We start from the raw sequence: 19,711 nt of genomic DNA on the forward strand, positions 1-19,711 counted from the left end.
TTTATCGAATAGTATCTTGTAACAGAGCATGACTAGAAACCCTTGCGTAACATCCTGAATACCAAGCCGCAACCATTGAGCGCGAACATCAACAAATCACAACCCGTTAGATACAAACTCTCTGACAGCGGCTTTAGTAAAGAAACAAGCAGATCCAGTTGAATCTTACACCCGCTTCTTGAATAATCTCCTCAGAGCTGAATCACAACAAAGAGGGAATATTGAAACTAATCTGGGTCGAGAAAACACAGCGTCATGCCGTTTTTGGCTTTTATAAACGCTTCATGCCTTATGCGCGCATCAGCCATAAAGAGCACATAGCTTTGTTGATAAACGACGATAGACACACTTCCTCCCCTGAATCTTCTATTGAACTAGAGCAAATAGTTGCAGGCATAAGGCTTAGACCCGTCGGTGAATTTAGCTTACTGATAGGTATGCTCGTATGCCCGGAGCAAAGAGGGAAAGGCCTAGGTCACCAACTGATGCGTGGCATTGCAGATAAACTGATATCGAATAAAACATATCTGTTTGCATTGCCTCACCTTGTTGAGTTTTATCGAAAGCACAATTTTAGCAATGACATTCAAGCACCAAATGACATTGCCCAGCTCTATGAAAAATACACCCGTCAAGGTAAAGAGTTAGTCGTGATGGGCTATCAAGGTAAAGAATCGATAGTTTAATCTTTCTCCTGCGGTTGCTCTTGTCTTGGTAAGCTGAACAACCAAGGCATCGACTTGAGCAGCCTATAACCCAACCAGATCATCATTTAGCTGGCGATCACTGCAACCAAGGTTGGCTACATCCAGGTAAAGGATCGGTAATTTAATCTTTCTCTTCGATTGACACTTGTCTTGGTAAGCTGAACAGCCAAGGCATCGACTTGAGCAGCCTATAACCCAACCAGATCATCATAGAGGTGGCAATGACTGCAACCAAAATTGAGCTCGCTCGGTAAAGAATAGCGAAGAATGCGTCTTGCTGTCCCGGCACCATATTATTCGTCAAAGGGATTGTCAGCGCCGAGATCGCAGAGAAGCCGATCCCCGCCCATACAGGGTCCTTAGCCAACCAGCGACAGAAGATCCCGGCTGCGATGGCATAAGACACGAGATAGAGAATAGGGTTATCGAACATATCATAGAGAATGAATTGAATGGCCATAGCAGCCATGCAGCCTGCCACTGTGCCTATGATGCGGATTTTTGCCGCCATCATGGAGCCAGCTAACGTCATAGGTGCCAATATGACTAAAATGCTCGCTTGAGCCGAAAGTGAATCATTCAAATTAGCCACCTGAAAAATGACAAACGCAGCCATCGCAACCAACCAGCCCAGAGCAGTTTGTTCCAATATGGCCTTAGGCTCTTTATCTTGCCCTTGCACACTCATTGCGACTTGTTCTCCTATCGGTTCAGGAAAACAATAAAAAGCCAGAGCACAGATTGGTAAGGCCATTAAGGCGGCAACCCAGATCCCTACAATGAAATTGTCTAAATCGAATGCTTGGTAGCTACCGAAATTAAGCAAAATCGAGCCTATAAGTAGACCCACATAACCGAATATATAGGTCGATTTATGATGCATGGCAAAGCACTTGAAAAGTAGCATAATACCCACTGCAATCAGCATGATAATTGGATAAGGTTGCAAGAACCCTATGATTAGGCTTACCTGAACACTCACCCAGAAGGTGCCCAATATCAACTGCACAAACAAGCCTGTATTCCAACGATTCAGACTCACCAAGACAAACACGGGGAGCAAGGCCATAAACATGGCATTCGACCACCCGAGGAGTGTACTTATAGTCACACCCAGCACACAGGCGAACCAGATCCTTAGCGGCTTCATTTTACCTCCTCAAGAAACTTTCTGATGGTGACATCCTAGTTAACTTGTTACTCATTTCTGCAGAATTAAATGCGCGTTCAATACACATAATGAAGCAGACTTACTGTGCGTATTAATAGCTCACCCAAAAAATTAAACACAATATTATCAGTTTGATAGATAATGACCGTTGCACGAGAACCGACAAATAAATTATCAGGGAGTTGAATGTCTGAGCTGAAGTTAACCCTGACTCTCTGGGCATCACGTACCCAGCGATTACTGGTCACTACCGATGATAATTGACCATTAGCCACCTGCTGTGCCGACGCCACACCAAAATCACGGCTAGACACCTCCAAGGACAACACATCACCCGGCAGGCCATCGAAGGCGACTTCGGCGCGCATGCCAGGATGCAACATTGAGGTCGCCTTCTCTCTGAAGTCGGCAGTGATCCATAGAGAGTCGGTAGGAATAAATGTCAAAAGAGGCTGATTAACACTGGCAAAGCTACCTTTATGTAATTGCAAATTTGTCACCACACCGTCACTCGGTGCTTTTATCTGTGTGTGAGAGAGGTCTAACTTAGCTTGTGCTAAATTTGTTTCGGCTGAATGTACTAAACTACTCTCCCCCTCACGATCACCAAGCTGAGTCTCAATTGCCCTAAGCTGGGCCTTCGCTGCAACAAGATTTGCCGAGCTTTCATCTCTAACAGTCCTAGTCAAATCAAGCTTAGACTCAGAAACAGAGCCTGAAGTCGACAACTTAGATATTCTTTGAAACTCCCTTTTAGCATTGTCAGACGCTGCATTACTGGTTGTTATGTTCGCTTTCGCCGCCGCGGCCTGAGCATACAGAGACGCTTCCCCCTCGATGGCCTGTTTTAAATTCAACTCGGCCATAGTGACCGCTAACCTAAACTTGCGATCATCTATGCTAAACAACAGGTCCCCAGACTTAACGAGCTGGTTATTGTTAAGGTTAACTTGGGTTATATAACCCGAGACTTCAGGGGCTAGCTGCACGACAAAGCCCTGCACCCGGCTCTCTGTCGTCATGGGTGCATAACGATCGGCCATAACCAGGTAGAGACAAGTCACCACGAATAGGGTAACTAACACTGTCATCCAGCGCCTGAATTTTTGCTCAGCTACTTGCATTTGATCTCCTTTCAATCTTAAGCAGAGCATTATATATCGCTATTTTTGCTACAAATAGTCTGTATCATAGGCCACGCACGTCCTATTAATAGGACGAGAAACCAAAAGTAAGGTCATGGATTAACAGATGCCAAGCTTCGACGATATCAATTTATTTGTGCAAACAGTACGTCACCAAGGGATCAGTGCAGCCGCTAAGGCCAATGGCTTACAGCGCTCTAAGGTCAGTAGGCGCTTACAAGAGTTGGAAAAGCAGCTCGGCTACCAACTACTTATCCGCACTACCCGCAACATCGAACTCACAGAGCGTGGGCGATGGTTGTATGAACAGGCTGATGCTCCCCTCAACAAATTAAATGAGGCGATAAATTTGATGAAAACAGAGCGAATGACCCCCCAGGGGAAAATGCGCTTGGCCATCCCTACCGCTCTCGGTATGACAGAAATATTCTCTAATGTTATCGAAGATTATGTGAATCGATATCCTGATGTCAGATTAGAAGTCGAGCACCAAAAACAGGCTATAGATTTAAGAAGAAGCGATACGGATCTACAAATTCTGCCGAGCTACATAGGCACATTACACGACGATTATGTTCAGCAGCACTTGCTCTATTTGAACTTTTGCATGGTCGCTTCGACAAGTTATCTCAGTCAATTTGGTACCCCTAAGCAAATTTCTGACCTAGCATCTCACCAGCTATTGGCGAGTCGCTATAGCAGGTCGCTGTTGCCAGCAGATGTCGAATATCACCTTTACAGCGATGATCTACAGCTTCTCATCAGGCTGGCAAAATCAGGAAAAGGCGTGGCCTTACTGCCCAGATTACTGGTGGACAAGTATCTTCAAGACGCTAGCTTGCTTGAAATATTAGCTCAGCAGAGTTTTACCAAACTGAAACTCACCTTGATCTATCCCTCTCAACCTTATTTGCCCGAAAAGACCCGTGCCATGGTACAAATCCTGCGGCAATCATTTGATAAGGGAAGCGCATAGAATAGAGCCGTTTACACGAAGATGGTCTCGTTTTTTATTTAATCGCTGTGGGTATAAGTAATCTGTTTTCAGGCTGACAAAAGCTCAATATCCAACTAGGGTTAGTAATGCCTATCAGTTTAAGTTATTTGATGGATATTATTTATACGGAGATACAAGATGACTCAAACTAAAACCCATTTTTTGCCTAGCTTCACTCTCCCCATTTTGGCAATAATAGTGATTGGGATCATCTCCTATCTAGTCACTGAATCGACAACATCAGCCCTGATATTAGCTTTTTTCAACGCCATTACGATCATAGCGATACATTGGAATGGTCAACGTCTGATAGCTAAGGATGTTGAGACGATAACCAAGGCATTATCAACGCAAGAAAAGACTATAGACCTCACTCAACGAATAGCCACTCCGTCATCCCCAAAATTGGCTCACCTGCAAGTCTCACTCAATCAACATTTAGACCTATGTGAACAAGCTGTTTATTCGGCAGCAGAGTCGGCTAGCCGTTTAATCCCTATGTCATCAGATCTATCCGAAACTTATTTTAATATGACTCAAAAAGCCAACTTACAGTCCAATGTGAGCCTGCAAGTTGAATCTTCTGTCGATCGCATGTATCAGACTTCCACTCAAGTAAATGAATTGATAGACACTATGATTGAGGCGTCAGCTAGGGGTGAAACTAGAGTTGTTCAAGGCCAACAAATAGTGGCTCAAACCGTTGAAGGCATACATTCATTATCTATTAAGATGGATGAAGCCTTTATTGAATTGCAGTCACTACAAAACAGTAGCCAGCAGATAGGGTCTATCTTAGAGGTGATCACTGCCATTGCAGAACAAACCAACCTATTAGCCCTCAATGCCGCAATTGAAGCCGCACGTGCAGGTGAACAAGGTCGAGGCTTTGCTGTTGTCGCCGATGAAGTTCGCTCTCTCGCACAGCGCACCAGGGTATCGACGAATGAAGTCAAAACCATGATAGAAGAGATCCAGGGCTCAACAGAGCAACTATCCGAACATATTCAAGGCAGTCATAAGCAAACAGAAAGCTCAGTAAAACAAGTTGAGCAAGTCAATGTCGAACTCAATGAAATTCAGACCGTAGTCGCCGAGACAAAAGCATCTATTGACCTTATCGCTCAGTCGGTTGAATGTCAGACCCAAGCGGCCGAAGAGGTGAGAACATCAATAACCGGGATGCAGGAATTGAATAATGACGCCCTAGAAACATCTAAAATGCATAATGTGTCATCTGACGATTTGAAGAATTTAGGCAAAATAGTGAAAGATAAACTCGATGTATTCGTGATTTCAAACAATCCTTGGCAAGACTACCGACGCTCAATTAAGCGTAAATCAAATAAAAAGCAGACTAAGACAAAGAATATTGAAACAGAAATAGAGCTATTTTAATTTATTACACGTTACTCGCGATCACTTTACAAGCTGAGCATGCCTCAAAAACAAGTCAAACTAGCAGGTCACTTGTGCTTAGTCAGTTAAATAGGTAAGAATACCCTCCCAGATAAGCCATAGCGAACCCAGTATGACTGAAATAAAAATAGCCATCTTTGTCGATGTACAAAATATCTATTACACTTGCCGCCAGGCCTATGGGCGTCAGTTTAACTATCGAAAACTGTGGCAACATATCAGCCATGAGGGTGAAATAGTATCGGCCACAGCTTATGCCATCCACAAAGGTGATGATGGGCAACTCAAGTTTCAAGATGCGCTCAAACACATAGGTTTCGATGTGAAGCTCAAACCCTTTATTCAACGCAGTGATGGTTCCGCCAAAGGCGATTGGGATGTGGGGATCGCTATCGATATTATGGAGGCCGCCAGTGAAGTCGACCGTATCATCTTACTTTCAGGCGATGGAGATTTTGATCTGCTTATGCTCAAGGTGTATCAAAAGTATGGGGTGGACACCCAGGTTTATGGTGTTCCTTCACTCACAGCTAAATCGCTTATCGACTCGAGCAGCCAATTTAATCAGATAGATGAAAGCTTACTGCTTTAAGTTGAAAAACAATTTAAAAGAAAGCAATGAATAAAATCAGATTAAAAACAATTGATTGCGACTAATAAAGATTAATGGGGAATGCGTTGAAGACAAAATATAAATTTAAATTTTATCTTTGGTGAACTTTATTCAAAATAGTGACTCTGACTATATGTAGCAAGTTGAGTGTAACTTGTTTTATGTTTTCATCATGGTTCATCACCTCCCTATTCGAGGATTCAATGAATTCTCAACTGAACGATGAGTGAGTTTGCTAGCGCTATACCGCTTATTGGTTCAGACATTTATTCTTTTAAAGAATTTTATGGCACCTCATTGAGGTGCCATTTTTTTTGCTCGTCTAAATGGTGAGTTATACCAATAGGTATCCAATTAATCTTTAAAATTTAGACTCTTATCTAATTGAACCACAATTGAAGGATGATAACCCAGTCGCGCTTTAGCATATATCTCTGCGATTTCAGCATCATAACCACCTATTTGTAACTCAGAATACAAAGGCCTGACAAACTTACCTCGGCCAATTCGAATAAGATAATCACTCAATGCGGGTAATACCGGATCATAATGATTACGAATAGCGACTCTAAACCAATCACAGGCGATTTCGGCATTAGTCGATTGAGTTAAATTAAAGCATCCATCTAGCTCCATTAGCTGCGTTTGAGTCAATACTTCTGGGAGCGAGTTTAAGAAGTATTGCCAATGATGCACCCGCCAACTATCTGTTTCCAGAGAGCTTGCCTCACAACCTGCAAGCCAGGCACTCAAGGCCGCATCGACTTTATCTAAACTATCTGAGGTAGGAGCAATGAACCACTGCGGCATACCACAGCCATAAACCCACTCGAGTAACTCAGCCTCACTAATACAATCGGCATGATCAACTAATAATGTCTTTTTGGCGTATTCGATAAACGTTTCTGTCGTTATCGCTTCAAAAGCAAAATGTTGAACATAGGTATAGAGAAATTTATCAAATAAATCACGCCCTAACCTGCGCTCCAAATCATGGACAAACATCGATGCTTTATCATAGGTGAATCGATTAAAGGCATCATTGGGATCCTGTGTTTGCACATTCGCAGGCAAGTTTTGCTCACTAAAATTAGCGGTTCCTAGCTCCTCCTTTAAGCGGCCATATTCCAATACGACTTCTAACTCGGCTTGCTCTTTACCAAATACCGCTTCGACGATACGGTTGGTAAAATAGGTAGTAAACCCTTCATTGAGCCAGAGATCACGCCAAGTCGCGTTGCTGACAAGGTTACCAGTCCAGGAATGCGCCAACTCATGCGCCACCGTAGACACCAGGCTCTTATCACCAGCAATAAGCGTAGGAGTAATAAAGGCTAAGCGAGGGTTCTCCATGCCACCAAAAGGAAAGCTAGGTGGCAGGACTATCATGTCATAGCGACCCCAAGGGTAAGGTCCAAGTAAAGATTCGGCAATCTCCACCATCTTTTCGGTATCTTCAAACTCTTTGACTGCTGCATCCAACACTTCTGGCTCAGCATAGACGCCTGTACGTTCACCAATCCGACCAAAAGCGAGATCACCAACAGCGATAGCTAATAGGTGGGTCGGCATGGCTTTTTCCATTGAAAAAGTAAACTCGCCATTAAGATCCGCCGTAGCATCATTCATTGCGCTCATCACGGCACGCATACCTACAGGTACCTTTACCTTAGCATCGAACGTGATACGAGCCTTAGGGCTATCTTGCAATGGGATCCAGCTTCGGGCATTCACCGGCTGAGATTGACTAAAGAGAAATGGCACGGATTTACCACTGGTTTGCTCTGGCGTTAGCCATTGCAACCCTTGGGCATGAGGTGAGGTTTTATAGCTGAGTTTGACATACTGACTCTGACTATTTAGTGAAATATTGAGCCTTTCACCTAATATGGAGTCTTGCTTATCGATGCTAAATGCTAACGAATCTCCGTTATCATCAAATATATCCACAATAATAAGATCGCGCAGATCTAACCACAGCTGCCTACATTGAGTCTCGATAAACTCCAATTCAAGCTTAGCAACGCCGGATAGCTCTTTTCGGTCGAAATCGACATTGAGATCTAAGACTAAATGCTTGACCCTAACTTCATCAACATTAGCAAATGAATGGTAGTCATGATTATTATCCCATTGGTTTGACACTGATTTATCCTTAAAAAATAAAATGTAGAATACATATAAATCTATAACGGTTTATACATTTTAAAGCCAACATAAATTGATTTGATTGTTGAAAAATGACAAAACAGCCAAACACCAAAATAACCGATATTGCTTGTTTAGCTTAACCACAGGTAGCCAACTTGTCATCGCAATTGACTTCAATTTCCGAAGATGAAACACTTAAGGAATATTGTATACAATAATACATTTTAAGGATATACGCTGTGAATACGTTAAAACTGTTGTCATTAACCGGATTACTAACCCTAAGCGCTTGTCATTCATCAGTCCCTGAAGATGAAAATAGCTTAGCAGCTGTATTATCTCAAAACCATGCCTGTAGTGACACCATAGTCATCCGCTCTCAAGCACTATCAACCGAGCAGATAACTCAAGCCTGTGAACTCATGAATAAACAAGAAGCTAAGTTTCACGCGTTATTCGGCACCGAAGGAAAGCCGGTTGCCAATGACAATAATATGAGTATGCGTGCCAACGTCTATCACTCGCGTGAAGATTACGCTAAGCATGTCACGGCTCACTTTGATGTGCCCAGCGATAACGGTGGCATGTTCCTCGAAGGCTTACCCGATCAAGCAGGCAATCAGGCTGAGTTTGTCGCCTATGAGAAAAAAGGCCAGATCTGGAACCTTGCTCATGAATATGTCCACTATCTAGATGGCCATTTTAATTTGTACGGAGATTTTTGTGCATCACTCCATGACTCCCATAGTGCACCTGAATACTGCCCGAAACCAGCCCCTCTACTCCCCTATTTAATTTGGTGGAGTGAAGGTTTAGGTGAATATGTCTCTCAAGGCGATGACAACCAAACCGCAATCGACTTAGCTAAAAAAGCACTATCGGAAAACACTGACTATCCACTGAGTGAACTGTTCAATACTGGCTACGAAAAAAATGGTGGTACCGATAGAGTCTACCGTTGGGGTTACTTGTCTGTTCGCTTTATGATGGAAAATCACAAAGACAAAATTGATAACATGCTTACCTTTACCCGTAAGGGTGACTATCCAAGATATCAGGCTTTAGTTAAGCAATGGGGCACAAGCATGGATGATGAGTTTAAAGCTTGGCTGACTTTACTGACCAAGTAGTAGTGAAGAGTTTACTGAGAATATTTTTATTTATTTTCAATAAAAGATGAACTTTTTACAAAAATGGGACTCTGACACTATGAACCGAATATTTAGCTTCTGTTTATTCCTAATGTTTAATGAACATTTAGCGTTAGACGGAAGCTGTTTTCACTGTTCATCATCACTCCCTTTTAGATAGTTTCTAGCGCGACTATCCACCCTATTCCAAATTGGAACTTGTAGCGACCTGATTAGGTCGCTTTTTTTGTCTAAATTTTGAAAGAAACGATAAAGAGCTAAGAAGCTAATCCTAGGAACTAGGCCCTAGGAACTTATTAAAACCAAGATCAAAAAAGGCCTCAAATGAGGCCTTTTGGGAAAGTAAGATTGTCGACTTAAAGACGAATGCCGGCTTTCGCTAAATCTTTAGCAGTCACAGTGCGAGGTAATGGTACATAGCCATCTTTCTCAACGATATGTTGACCTTGCTTAGACAGTGCAAACTTCAGAAACTCACGGTCCATTGGAGAAAGGTCTTTGTTCGGATGCTTGTTCACGTATACATACAAGTAACGTGATAGCGGGTAAGTACCACTTGCCGCATTAGCTGCATTGGCTTCTATGTACTTAGTGCCCTTCTTCGAAATAGCGACCGCTTTAACACCTGCAGTCTTATAACCGATACCCGAGTAACCTATGGCATTGAGTGACTGTGACACAGACTGAACCACAGATGCAGAACCTGGCTGCTCGTTCACATTAGCCTTGAAATCACCTTTGCACAGTGCTTTCTTCTTGAAGTAACCATAAGTACCAGATACCGAGTTACGTCCATAAAGCTGTATATCACGGGCAGACCAACCGCCTTCGAGACCTAAGTCACCCCAGCGCTTAACATCCCTGCCACCACACCTGTGCGTCGCTGAGAAAATGTCATCAATCTGCTCGATGCTTAAACCTTTAATTGGGTTATCTTTGTGAACAAATACCGCTAAGGCATCGATAGCTACACGAATCGCAGTTGGCTGATAGCCATAATGTTTCTCGAATGCTTCAACTTCATTAGGCTTCATCTTACGGCTCATTGGACCGAACTGAGAAGTCCCTTCAGTAAGCGCAGGGGGTGCAGTAGAAGAACCCGCTGCTTGAATTTGGATGTTCACGTTAGGATACATCTCTTTAAACTCTTCAGCCCAAAGCGTCATCATGTTTGCCAGAGTATCTGAACCTACAGATGATAGGTTACCCGATACGCCGCTTGTTTTTTCATAAACAGGTAGTGACGGATCGATTGCAGCGATTGATGCTGCAGAGAATACACTAGCGGCTGTTAAACTAACCGCGCCGACAAGCTGTTTCAGTTTCATTCTTTGCTCCAGTGTTAAGCGTACTTGCTCAATTAAGTTGCAGCCAGTATCTGTTCCTATGATGACAAGTCTATTACTCTCACATGACACTTAGATGACAATCGTCATCATTGATGACTTTTTAAGCAATTTAGGTTAGCCATGTCTATTTTTATGACAAAAAAAACAGATCAAAGACCTGTTTTCATGAGTTTGTTTCGATTGAAACTTATGGGGTTACATCGGCAGCTGAGATTGGTGTGTACCTTCAATAAGGTTAGTTGGAATAACGAAGCTAAATGTACTGCCCGTACCGAGCTCACTCTCAATCATAAGCTCACTCTGATGGTTACTCAGAGCATGTTTAGTGATAGCTAAGCCTAAGCCAGTACCGCCTCTTTGCCGGGTTCTGGCACTATCCACCCGATAGAAGCGCTCTGTAAGCCTGCCAATATGCTGGGGCGCTATACCGTCACCGCTATCAGTCACGCTAAATAATCCACCAGCTGCGACGCGCTTCCAGCTAACGGCAATAGATCCGCCAAGCTCAGTGTAGCGAATAGCATTCGAAATTAAGTTAGAACACGCACTCCTTAATTCGATTTCATTACCATAGAGGTGATAATCAGCTTCACAGTCAAAGCTTAAGCTGTACTCACCTTGAGATAATGCATTAGCTTCTTCCTTTAATACCTCGAACATATGGTTCATGTTGATTGTATTGTCTAGATTCAGCTCAGCCGAATCTTCAATTCGAGACAAAACCAGAAGCTGCTCAACCATAGAGCGCATGCGATTTGTTTGCTGTTGCATCTGCTCCATGGCTCTGATGTTGGGTGAGCCTGGTTCTGCCATGCCTTGCATCATTTCCAAATATCCTTGAAGCACAGTCAGCGGTGTTTTTAGCTCATGGGATACATTAGCGACAAAGTCTTTGCGCATCCCCTCTAACTGCCTAACCCGAGTAATGTCTCTGGCAATAAGTAGGAACTGGCCTGTGCCGTAACCCATGATGCGGATCTCGAGAATACGACCTTCTGACATCGGAGAAGCTAGCTCTAAGGGCTCTTGATAATCGGCTTTTTTAAGATAATTTGAAAAATCAGGATGACGTAATAGATTATCAATTCGCTGACCACTATCAAGCGGCCAAACTAGCCCAAGTAATAATTGAGCTAGTTTATTGCACCAAACTATATTGTGCTCAGAATCTAATACTACAGCGGCATCGGGAAGCGCTTCCGCACCTTGTCTGAAACGACTAAGAAGAAAAGCGAGTTGCGATACTCGTTTGCGGTTTTTCCCCTGAAGACGGTAAATACCATTGAAAACACCTTCCCAACTTCCTCTACCATTAGGTGGCGTTAAGCGTCGGTCACGCCATAACCAGAAATTCAGCCTTGATAGTTGGCGGTAATGCCAGAAAAGCAAAACGACAGTTCCAACAAGGAGTACCCAAATAACTTCACCTAGGAGTAAACCCAGAATAAAACATAACACTAAGTAGGTTATTAGCCGTGACAGCAGTCGATAACCTGAATATGAATCAAACATAGAAATTACATCGAAACCATAGGTAAGAGACGGGCACAAGATAACGTAAATTGTATCTTGTGCCTAAAGCTTTTCATCTGGATCACAGTCTGGTAGAAAATCGGTAGCCTGCCCCACGTACAGTTTGTATCAAACGATCATGTTCAGAAGGCTCAATAGCCTTACGTAAGCGTCTGATATGCACATCGACAGTTCTGTCTTCGACATACACGTTGGTCCCCCAGACATTATCGAGTAATTGCTCACGGCTATAGACGCGTTCAGGGTGTGTCATAAAGAAATGCAACAACCTAAACTCGGTAGGTCCCATATCCAATACCTGCTCACCGACTGTGACTCTATGGCTGATGGGGTCTAACATCAACCCTTGCACATCAATCGGTTCTTCAAGACTAGTAGGTGAACTACGACGTATTACCGCCTTAATTCTAGCCACCAGCTCTTTCGGAGAAAAAGGCTTAGTCATATAATCATCCGCACCGACTTCTAGGCCGCGAACCTTATCTTCCTCTTCGCCCCGGGCTGTCAGCATGATGATAGGGATCTTGCGAGTAAACTCATCTTGGCGTAGGCGCTTAGCCAGTTGAATACCACTGCCACCGGGAAACATCCAATCCAATAAAATAAGATCCGGGTACGGCTCCGATATCATCTCTAGTGCAGAGTCAAAATCTTCAGCCGTTGTAGTGGTAAATCCATGTTGTTCTAAAACAAATGTCAGCATCTCTCTGATAGCCAACTCATCTTCAACAATTAATATTTTAGCAGTCATATGCGATCTTCTGTCAGTGAATATTCACGCGTCTATTATTGGTCAGTTTTATTACAAAATTATGATCGAACAAGGATATATTGTCATAAAGTGCAGATTATTGTCATAAAACTTATGTATACCCGCAAAAACTAAGCATAAAAAAAGGAAGCCTAAGCCTCCTCCTTTCCACTTTGTTCTGTTTTAGAAACAATTAAAACTTATGTTCTAGACCTAGGCCGATAAAATTATCATCTTCATCTTTGCTTTCATATGAACGGCTAGAGTAAAAGGCAAATAACTTAGTTGGCTTACCTAGCTTGTAATCTCCACCGATAGACCATGAGTCACCTTTCTCTTCCATATCTTGGTACTGGGCTTTAAGCACGACTGCGTCGATAGTGTAAGCAGCACTGACTAAGTAACCTGTATAGCTGTCACCATCGAACGGGTTGACTTCACCTTCATCATCAAAGGCATATACCTTCTCTTCTTGCTGATACATGGCACCAAGTTTAAATCCGGCAATTTTACCTTGAACGGTTGCACGGGCAACTTGATAACCTTTAACATCTGAGTCATAGGCGATAGACGCATAGATAGGTGATTTCTTAAGACCTGAATCACCGTACATAGCCGCTAAGCTATAGCCATCTTGCTCTAATTGATCACTGTCACCGCTTGCTGCATACGTCACACCAAGTTTAAACCCGCTCATTGATGGCGTGATATATGTTGCTGTTTGCGCTAGACGATTTTCGCCTTTAAATAGATTTTTAAGGTCAGCAGAAAGGTCATTGAACTGATCAACTTTACCTTGAGATTGCTTAAGCATAGTATCGTTACGACCTACAGAAACTGCGCCGAAGTTGCCTCTTAAGCCAACAAACTGATTACGGGCCTTGAAGTTTTCCTTGCTTTCATCACCAGTATCTACTTCATACTCAATAGTATAAAACGCTTCTAACGAGCTGCTTAGCTCAAATGCACCCTTTACACCGAAACGTGATGCATTGCTTTGAATCGTTGTTTCTGACTCACCCTGAACATCATTAGATTGTGCGGTAACATTCAATTTACCGTAGACAGTGAGAGGATCTGCCGCATGAGCAGAAGCTAAAGTGGCAGTAGCAAGCGCAGAAGCTAATAGGGTTTTACAAAAAACGTTCATCATTTAATCCTTTCGACGTATCTGTTCGTCTGGGTTATTGGTTTGGACGCCGAGAGTTTGCAACCTTTGTGTTGCAGTTTTATTTCATTAAAAGTTGTTTTTCTTTACAACGCGAAATATCACAGAGATATCGACAGACAAAGCCTCATACAGCAAGGGATAGAGCGAACCGAATGGTTTGATGACAGTTTTGTGAATTATAGAAAATCAAGCAGTGAGGTAGCACTTTTTCAGGTTTACCCGAGCCTGACAATGTCTTACACTGCGGCTTCATTTTTTGATTGAGCACTTATTATGTGGTTTAAAAACCTGACTGTTTATCGTTTCAATAAACCTTTCTCTGTCGACACAGAGGCTCTTGAAAAGTCACTGGAAGATTTCACATTCTCTCCATGCTCAAGCCAAGATATCAGTAAGTTTGGTTTCTCTAACGCGTTAGGTAAGCAAGGACAAACCTTAGTTCACAGTGCGAATGACAGACATTTAATCTGTGCAACTAAAGAGGAAAAAATTCTTCCTTCACAAGTAATAAAAGAAGCACTCGAAGAAAAAGTCGCTCAAATTGAGGCCGAAGAAGATCGTAAACTGGCCAAGAAAGAGAAAGACTCACTAAAAGAAGAAATCACCATTACCTTACTGCCTCGTGCTTTCTCACGACGTAGCCAGATCCGTGCTTTGATTATCCCAGAAATTGAGATGATCTTGGTAGACAGCTCAAGTGCAGCTAAATCTGAAGAGTTTTTGGCCCTACTACGTAAGGCTATGGGTTCATTACCCATTATTCCACTCAGCTTTAAGACTCCTATCGAAACTCAGTTAACCGATTGGGTTATGACAAACTCGACGCCTGCACCTTTCGAAATGCAAGATGAAGCTGAGTTTAAATCAGATTCAGATGAAGGTGGTATCGTCCGATTCAAGCAACAAGATCTGACCGAAGCCGAAGTTCTGGCTCATATTGAAGTCGGTAAGCAAGTGCATAAGTTGGCATTGCACTTCAGCCAATCTATCGCTTTCTTATTGCAATCAGACGCAGGCATTAAGCGCCTTAAATTCTCAGAAGAATTCAGAGCTGGTAATGATGAAGTCGGCACCGAAGATCCAATGGCGCGTTTAGATGCAGATTTTGCCTTGATGGGTAGCGAGCTTATCGCCTTGATGAACTCCCTCGTTGAAGTATTAGGTGGATTGGAAGAGAGTATCTAATTTCTCTTTAAAACGTCCATAAAAAAGCACCTAACAACAAGAGTTGTTAGGTGCTTTTTATTGCAATATAAGCCCATAATTCAGAGCCTATATTGAAAGTATCAGCTATGGTCTTTCAATTTGCCTTTCTTATCGAATGGCCAATCAATTCCTAACCAAGCTTTGAAGAAGGCTTTCTGGCTACGGCTAGGCTTTTTAACACTCAGCAGCTTTAGCTTTCCACTCTGTTTTTCACCCAGCTTTAATGTCACCTCTTTAAGACGATCATCACTAAATAAGCTCACCACAATTTCAGTACCCGGTGTAAAGTCTTTGATTCTGGCTTCGTAACCCTTTGCTGTTACCTTCAGTCCATTAATGGCGACGATTTCATCACCCAGCACGATACCGGCATTCCAGGCGGGTCCATTTCGTAATACTTCGCCTAGCTTTAACGAACGACCACTTAAGGTAACACCAGAATATGCCTGCGCTTTGGAATCATCTCCATAGCTAAGCCTTAATCCAGCATTATCTAATAAATCAGAGAAATCCAAACTCATTGGTGTATCTACATGCGCTTGCCACCATGGCTGATAATCTTCGCCTGACAGATCCTTTAAAATCTGTTTTACATCCGAAACTGAATAACCAGCAGGAATTTGATACTGAGCATAAAGCGCCTGATGAACGTCTCGATAGGAGTGTTCTAAATCTGTATCGTTAAGCAGAGAAAAATCTAATGCCAGCGACGTTAGGTAGCCTTCGGAGTAGATATTTGCACTATGATTGATAGCATAATCTCCCCCCGTACTTGACCATTTACTACTACTCGCTTCTCTCACCGACTGCACTTCACGTCCTGGCGTATTTTTACTCTGTACAATCCGTTTAGCTAAGTCCTCAAAAAATTCTTTTGCCGTGATCACCCCGGCTCTAAGTAATAGCTGGCTCTGAAAATAGCTGGTCGATCCTTCAGCAATCCAAAGTAGATCAGAGATATTCTCTTTTTGATAATCATAAGGCACTAAGCCTGCTGGACGATAAGCTTTCACGTTCCAGGTATGGATAAACTCATGTGAAGCAGTCTTAATAAAGCCCAAATAATCTTTTCGCTCGCGATAACTAAAACGAGGACGCTGAATAACAGTAGAGTTAAGATGCTCAGTCGCCCCGCTTGCTCCACTGGTTGCATGAACCATATACACATATCGCTCGAACGGGTAACCGTCCCAAATCGTGCTTGCCTGCCCACTGAGTTTGGTAAGATCGGTGACCATCTGCTCTATGTCATAATTCCCCTCACCCCAAACAACAAGCTCATAATCACGTCTATCGGCAGAAAAGCTTCTGTGGTGGCTGATCCCCGTCTCTATAGGAGAGTCCACCAGTACATCATAATTGTTTGCCGTAAATGAATTTGGCAGCTCTCCAGCATCCATGCCTGAGTAACTCTTCCAGCTATCAGGTACTGCTAATGCGACGCTTATCGGCTGCTGTTTAAACTCAGGGCTATAGACAAAAGTACCACTTGCATCTAAAAAAGCATGAGTCGCATCAATATGCCCCACCCTTTGACCTAATTGATTGGCATATAACTGATAAGTCACACTGACTGATGTTGGCTTCTCAAGTTCAATGGTCCACTCGCCACTGGCTGTGTGCTTAAAAGGTAAGGCGTTACCCGTTTCATCTTCAGCACTGAAATAACGAATACCATCGGCAAGGGGCAATACTTGATATTTGCCAGTGCGCCAGACAGGAAGATTAATTTTAAGATGTTGATTTGCAGATTGAGGAAAATCAACCACAACTTTGGCTAAGTGATGCTGGGAGTCGGTAAGGTCAATGCGGTAACTCACCTCGGCAAAGCTTACCGACGAAAATAATGCGCTAAAAGTTAAAATCAATGGGACTACTGGTTTCACTCTTACTTCCTTCTGTTATGATTGTTATTTATTTTTAGAATAATATCGAGAGTATATCTCTATTGGGATATCACAACATCAAATAAACCTTAGTAAGTCCTAATCTTGACTAACACTGACTATCTCAATGAAATATTTAAAATAATTATAATTATTTGACCGAACGTCCCTTTAAGAGGGCAGGTACCGACTTCTTATGCGCATTTTTTCTATATCGATTGTATTTTTGCTCCTTATCGCAACGCCTTCAACTTATGCTCAAGATTACACATCCCTTGAAATTAAGATTAAAGAAGCTCCCCTACAACTTCTTCAAGAGCTGAAGAATTCCATTACTCTGCCTATTTCAGCCCAGAATATTACAGACTTTGATAACATTGCTAAAGAGCAAGGTTATCTCGCTGATGAGCTAAAACATAAACTCCAAACGCTCACCCGACTGTACCTTAATCCAAGCGTCAAGGAAGCTGAGAAATACCGCAAAACAGAAGCGCTACTTGCACTTTTAGGCGTGATTGGTACAACGACTTATGATGAGAGCTATCTGCAAATGTTAACAGGTCGGTTTATTGCGAGAAGTCAACACGATTACAAGCAAGCCTTGCCGTACTATAATCAGTCACTCAGCCTGATTGAAAATGAACAAGATTTACCGTCACAGCTACTGAAGCAACTGAGTCATTTTCATCTCGGCAGTTTACATCGCATCCTGCGCCAGGATAAGCCAGCTCTACTGCATCTAAAAATGTATCGCGACACAGCCTATCAGATCAGAGATGATTACCTCATCGCTCATGCAGAATCCGCATTAGGCAGCTTTTATAATAAACGAGGCCAGTTATCTTTAGCCTTGCAGCACTACAGCGAAGCCCTTCGACTCTCAAACCGTCAAGCCCAACCTTACTTAAAGGCTGATTTGCAGTTGCAACTGGCTCGGCTATATCGTGATTTAGAGTCTTGGACTGAAGCCTTACAATATGCCCATAATGCTGAGAAAGGCTTTAAAGCACTCAAAATGGACAGACTAAGATCACACTGTATGACGGTCATGGCGATGGTGCATGCTAACCAAGGGTTATGGAATCAAGCCATTGATTATTATCTAAATGCGCAGCAACTCGATTACAAAGATCAAAATTTAATGGCACAAGCCTTAAATTACCATAACTTAGGAGAGGCTTATTTAAATAATGGCAATATTCCAACCGCATTAGAATTTTTGTTTAAATCAAACGCTATCTTTGTCGCGAGAAAAAGTGACCATTACCTAGTCTATAATCATTTATTAATTGCAGAAGTCTCGCTTGCAGATAAAGATTGGCAGCAGGCTGAAAATCATAGTCAATTAGCACTAGAGCTTGCAGAGAAACTCAGTCTTACGGATGAAAAAATTGAGGCGCTGCAATATAAATCTCATGCCTTAAGAGGCATGAGAAAATATGATGAAGCATTTGAAACCTTAGATAAACTCATTGTATTAAGCCAATCTGCTGCAAAGGTAGAACGTGATGTGCCTAACTACTCCTCGTCAATATTGGCGGAGCAGAAACTCAAACTTGAAGTCAATAAACTTCAAAATGAGCAAAGCACACTCAGCAGTCAGCTAGACCGCTCTAGGGTATTGCTAATCACATCGATCATTTTTATCTTGTTGGTTTCATTGATAGCAGTAAACCAATGGCGAAGAAAAAAATCACTTATACTCAATCTTCTGCATGAGAAAGAGCATTCTATTCTAGAGCCAGTAAGTGGGTTACCAGGATATCAGGGGTTTATCCAAGAACTACAAACTAAACCAAGAGATCTGCCCCACTCTATTGCACTACTCTCACTCACTGGCCAACTAAACGCCGACTTAAGCCAAGGCTTTCAATGTAATAACAGCATGAACAAGCTTCAACTTGAGGCATTAGCCCAACGCTTTAGTGGTCAAGTTTACCTAATTAGACCTGGGCTATTTATGCTTACCATTAGAGAAAGCCTAACACCCAATGAAATTATGCTGCGGTGCCGAGAAGCCATAGATGAAGATTATGGAGACACCTGCTTACATCTAGGTTTGCTGCCACTACCATTATTGATGGACCCAGATATCAAACTATCAACTGAAATCCATTACGGGGCTGCACAAATGAGCCTAGCAGCAGCTCAAAGCTTAGGCACGGATAAAGATTATTACGTTGCAATTAAAGCGCTCAACTTCGCGCCATCGGCAGTTTTTTCAGCCCCACTATACTTACACCTTGAAAAAGGCCTAGTGCGAGGTCTGCTAAGAGTCGATACCAATGGAGAGAAGACAGATATAATTTGGCCAAGATGGAAAAGCCATAAGAATATTGATTTAGCATAATTCACTAATCAAAATCATTATTATATGCTCTTATATCAAAATTGAGATTTGCACTCTAAAGAGATTGCTATAACATTAGAAGAACTAATCGCATTTGAAATATTATGTTTC

Annotated in this window: 15 protein-coding genes; 7 read left to right on the forward strand and 8 right to left on the reverse strand. The window is 42.5% G+C overall.

Annotated features, from left to right (window positions below; all coding sequences use genetic code 11):
- Nucleotides 1–221 precede the first annotated feature (221 nt).
- Nucleotides 222–686 carry a GNAT family N-acetyltransferase gene (locus FM038_RS18155; RefSeq protein ID WP_223292896.1) on the forward strand — a complete coding sequence of 155 codons (465 nt, stop codon included), beginning with the start codon at nt 222–224 and terminating at the stop codon, nt 684–686.
- 142 nt (nt 687–828) lie between these two features.
- Here the strand turns inward: FM038_RS18155 and FM038_RS18160 are convergent, their stop codons facing one another.
- On the reverse strand, nt 829–1,857 hold the full coding sequence (locus FM038_RS18160; RefSeq protein WP_142874710.1) for a DUF2955 domain-containing protein: 1,029 nt from the start codon (nt 1,855–1,857) through the stop codon (nt 829–831).
- A 77-nt stretch (nt 1,858–1,934) separates the two neighbouring features.
- Nucleotides 1,935–3,002 carry an HlyD family secretion protein gene (locus FM038_RS18165; protein ID WP_142874711.1) on the reverse strand — a complete coding sequence of 356 codons (1,068 nt, stop codon included), beginning with the start codon at nt 3,000–3,002 and terminating at the stop codon, nt 1,935–1,937.
- Nucleotides 3,003–3,129: 127 nt separating this feature from the next.
- On the opposite strand from FM038_RS18165, the gene FM038_RS18170 reads away from it, so the two are divergent.
- The 3 genes from FM038_RS18170 to FM038_RS18180 all read left to right on the forward strand — a co-directional run bounded on the left by FM038_RS18170 (nt 3,130) and on the right by FM038_RS18180 (nt 6,031).
- Entirely contained in the window at nt 3,130–3,999 is an 870-nt protein-coding gene (locus FM038_RS18170) for a LysR family transcriptional regulator (RefSeq protein WP_142874712.1), read from the forward strand.
- Between the two features lie 159 nt (nt 4,000–4,158).
- On the forward strand, nt 4,159–5,418 hold the full coding sequence (locus FM038_RS18175; protein WP_195873113.1) for a methyl-accepting chemotaxis protein: 1,260 nt from the start codon (nt 4,159–4,161) through the stop codon (nt 5,416–5,418).
- A gap of 133 nt (nt 5,419–5,551) precedes the next feature.
- Nucleotides 5,552–6,031, forward strand: coding sequence for a LabA-like NYN domain-containing protein (locus FM038_RS18180; RefSeq protein ID WP_142874713.1), 480 nt, complete (start codon nt 5,552–5,554; stop codon nt 6,029–6,031).
- Nucleotides 6,032–6,406: 375 nt separating this feature from the next.
- On the opposite strand, the gene FM038_RS18185 is transcribed toward FM038_RS18180, so the two are convergent.
- Nucleotides 6,407–8,197 (reverse strand): M1 family metallopeptidase, encoded by a 1,791-nt coding sequence (locus FM038_RS18185; protein ID WP_142874714.1) that lies wholly within the window; start codon nt 8,195–8,197, stop codon nt 6,407–6,409.
- Nucleotides 8,198–8,442: 245 nt separating this feature from the next.
- On the opposite strand from FM038_RS18185, the gene FM038_RS18190 reads away from it, so the two are divergent.
- A complete protein-coding gene (locus FM038_RS18190) occupies nt 8,443–9,333 on the forward strand; it encodes a collagenase (protein ID WP_142874715.1) in 891 nt (296 codons plus the stop codon).
- A gap of 377 nt (nt 9,334–9,710) precedes the next feature.
- Here FM038_RS18190 and FM038_RS18195 read toward each other — a convergent pair whose 3' ends face one another.
- From FM038_RS18195 to FM038_RS18210, 4 genes are all read right to left on the reverse strand, one after another.
- Nucleotides 9,711–10,682: a PstS family phosphate ABC transporter substrate-binding protein gene (locus tag FM038_RS18195; protein ID WP_142874716.1), complete on the reverse strand. Its 972-nt coding sequence runs from the start codon at nt 10,680–10,682 to the stop codon at nt 9,711–9,713.
- A gap of 216 nt (nt 10,683–10,898) precedes the next feature.
- The gene (gene phoR / locus FM038_RS18200) at nt 10,899–12,215 is read right to left on the reverse strand and encodes a phosphate regulon sensor histidine kinase PhoR (RefSeq protein WP_142874717.1); all 1,317 of its coding nucleotides are present in this window, start codon (nt 12,213–12,215) and stop codon (nt 10,899–10,901) included.
- 82 nt (nt 12,216–12,297) lie between these two features.
- Nucleotides 12,298–12,987: a phosphate regulon transcriptional regulator PhoB gene (gene phoB, locus FM038_RS18205; RefSeq protein ID WP_142874718.1), complete on the reverse strand. Its 690-nt coding sequence runs from the start codon at nt 12,985–12,987 to the stop codon at nt 12,298–12,300.
- Nucleotides 12,988–13,180: 193 nt separating this feature from the next.
- Complete coding sequence (locus tag FM038_RS18210; RefSeq protein ID WP_142874719.1) at nt 13,181–14,140, reverse strand: porin; 960 nt, start codon at nt 14,138–14,140, stop codon at nt 13,181–13,183.
- Between the two features lie 291 nt (nt 14,141–14,431).
- On the opposite strand from FM038_RS18210, the gene rdgC reads away from it, so the two are divergent.
- Entirely contained in the window at nt 14,432–15,343 is a 912-nt protein-coding gene (gene rdgC, locus FM038_RS18215; RefSeq protein ID WP_142874720.1) for a recombination-associated protein RdgC, read from the forward strand.
- Nucleotides 15,344–15,444: 101 nt separating this feature from the next.
- Here rdgC and FM038_RS18220 read toward each other — a convergent pair whose 3' ends face one another.
- Complete coding sequence (locus tag FM038_RS18220) at nt 15,445–17,250, reverse strand: M61 family metallopeptidase (protein ID WP_142874721.1); 1,806 nt, start codon at nt 17,248–17,250, stop codon at nt 15,445–15,447.
- Between the two features lie 196 nt (nt 17,251–17,446).
- Here FM038_RS18220 and FM038_RS18225 point away from each other — a divergent pair, with 196 nt between their 5' ends.
- Nucleotides 17,447–19,600, forward strand: coding sequence for a tetratricopeptide repeat protein (locus FM038_RS18225; RefSeq protein ID WP_142874722.1), 2,154 nt, complete (start codon nt 17,447–17,449; stop codon nt 19,598–19,600).
- The last annotated feature ends 111 nt before the right edge of the window (nt 19,601–19,711 follow it).

This window comes from Shewanella eurypsychrophilus (genome assembly GCF_007004545.3).
Taxonomy (GTDB): Bacteria; Pseudomonadota; Gammaproteobacteria; order Enterobacterales; family Shewanellaceae; genus Shewanella; species Shewanella eurypsychrophilus.

Excerpts from the sequence above, each read along its gene's own strand:
- FM038_RS18160 (WP_142874710.1), bottom strand. The coding sequence starts at position 1,857 with ATGAAGCCGCTAAGGATCTGGTTCGCCTGTGTGCTGGGTGTGACTATA.
- FM038_RS18165 (WP_142874711.1), bottom strand. The coding sequence starts at position 3,002 with ATGCAAGTAGCTGAGCAAAAATTCAGGCGCTGGATGACAGTGTTAGTT.
- FM038_RS18170 (WP_142874712.1), top strand. The coding sequence starts at position 3,130 with ATGCCAAGCTTCGACGATATCAATTTATTTGTGCAAACAGTACGTCAC.
- FM038_RS18175 (WP_195873113.1), top strand. The coding sequence starts at position 4,159 with ATGACTCAAACTAAAACCCATTTTTTGCCTAGCTTCACTCTCCCCATT.
- FM038_RS18180 (WP_142874713.1), top strand. The coding sequence starts at position 5,552 with ATGACTGAAATAAAAATAGCCATCTTTGTCGATGTACAAAATATCTAT.
- FM038_RS18195 (WP_142874716.1), bottom strand. The coding sequence starts at position 10,682 with ATGAAACTGAAACAGCTTGTCGGCGCGGTTAGTTTAACAGCCGCTAGT.
- phoR (WP_142874717.1), bottom strand. The coding sequence starts at position 12,215 with ATGTTTGATTCATATTCAGGTTATCGACTGCTGTCACGGCTAATAACC.
- phoB (WP_142874718.1), bottom strand. The coding sequence starts at position 12,987 with ATGACTGCTAAAATATTAATTGTTGAAGATGAGTTGGCTATCAGAGAG.
- FM038_RS18210 (WP_142874719.1), bottom strand. The coding sequence starts at position 14,140 with ATGATGAACGTTTTTTGTAAAACCCTATTAGCTTCTGCGCTTGCTACT.
- rdgC (WP_142874720.1), top strand. The coding sequence starts at position 14,432 with ATGTGGTTTAAAAACCTGACTGTTTATCGTTTCAATAAACCTTTCTCT.
- FM038_RS18225 (WP_142874722.1), top strand. The coding sequence starts at position 17,447 with ATGCGCATTTTTTCTATATCGATTGTATTTTTGCTCCTTATCGCAACG.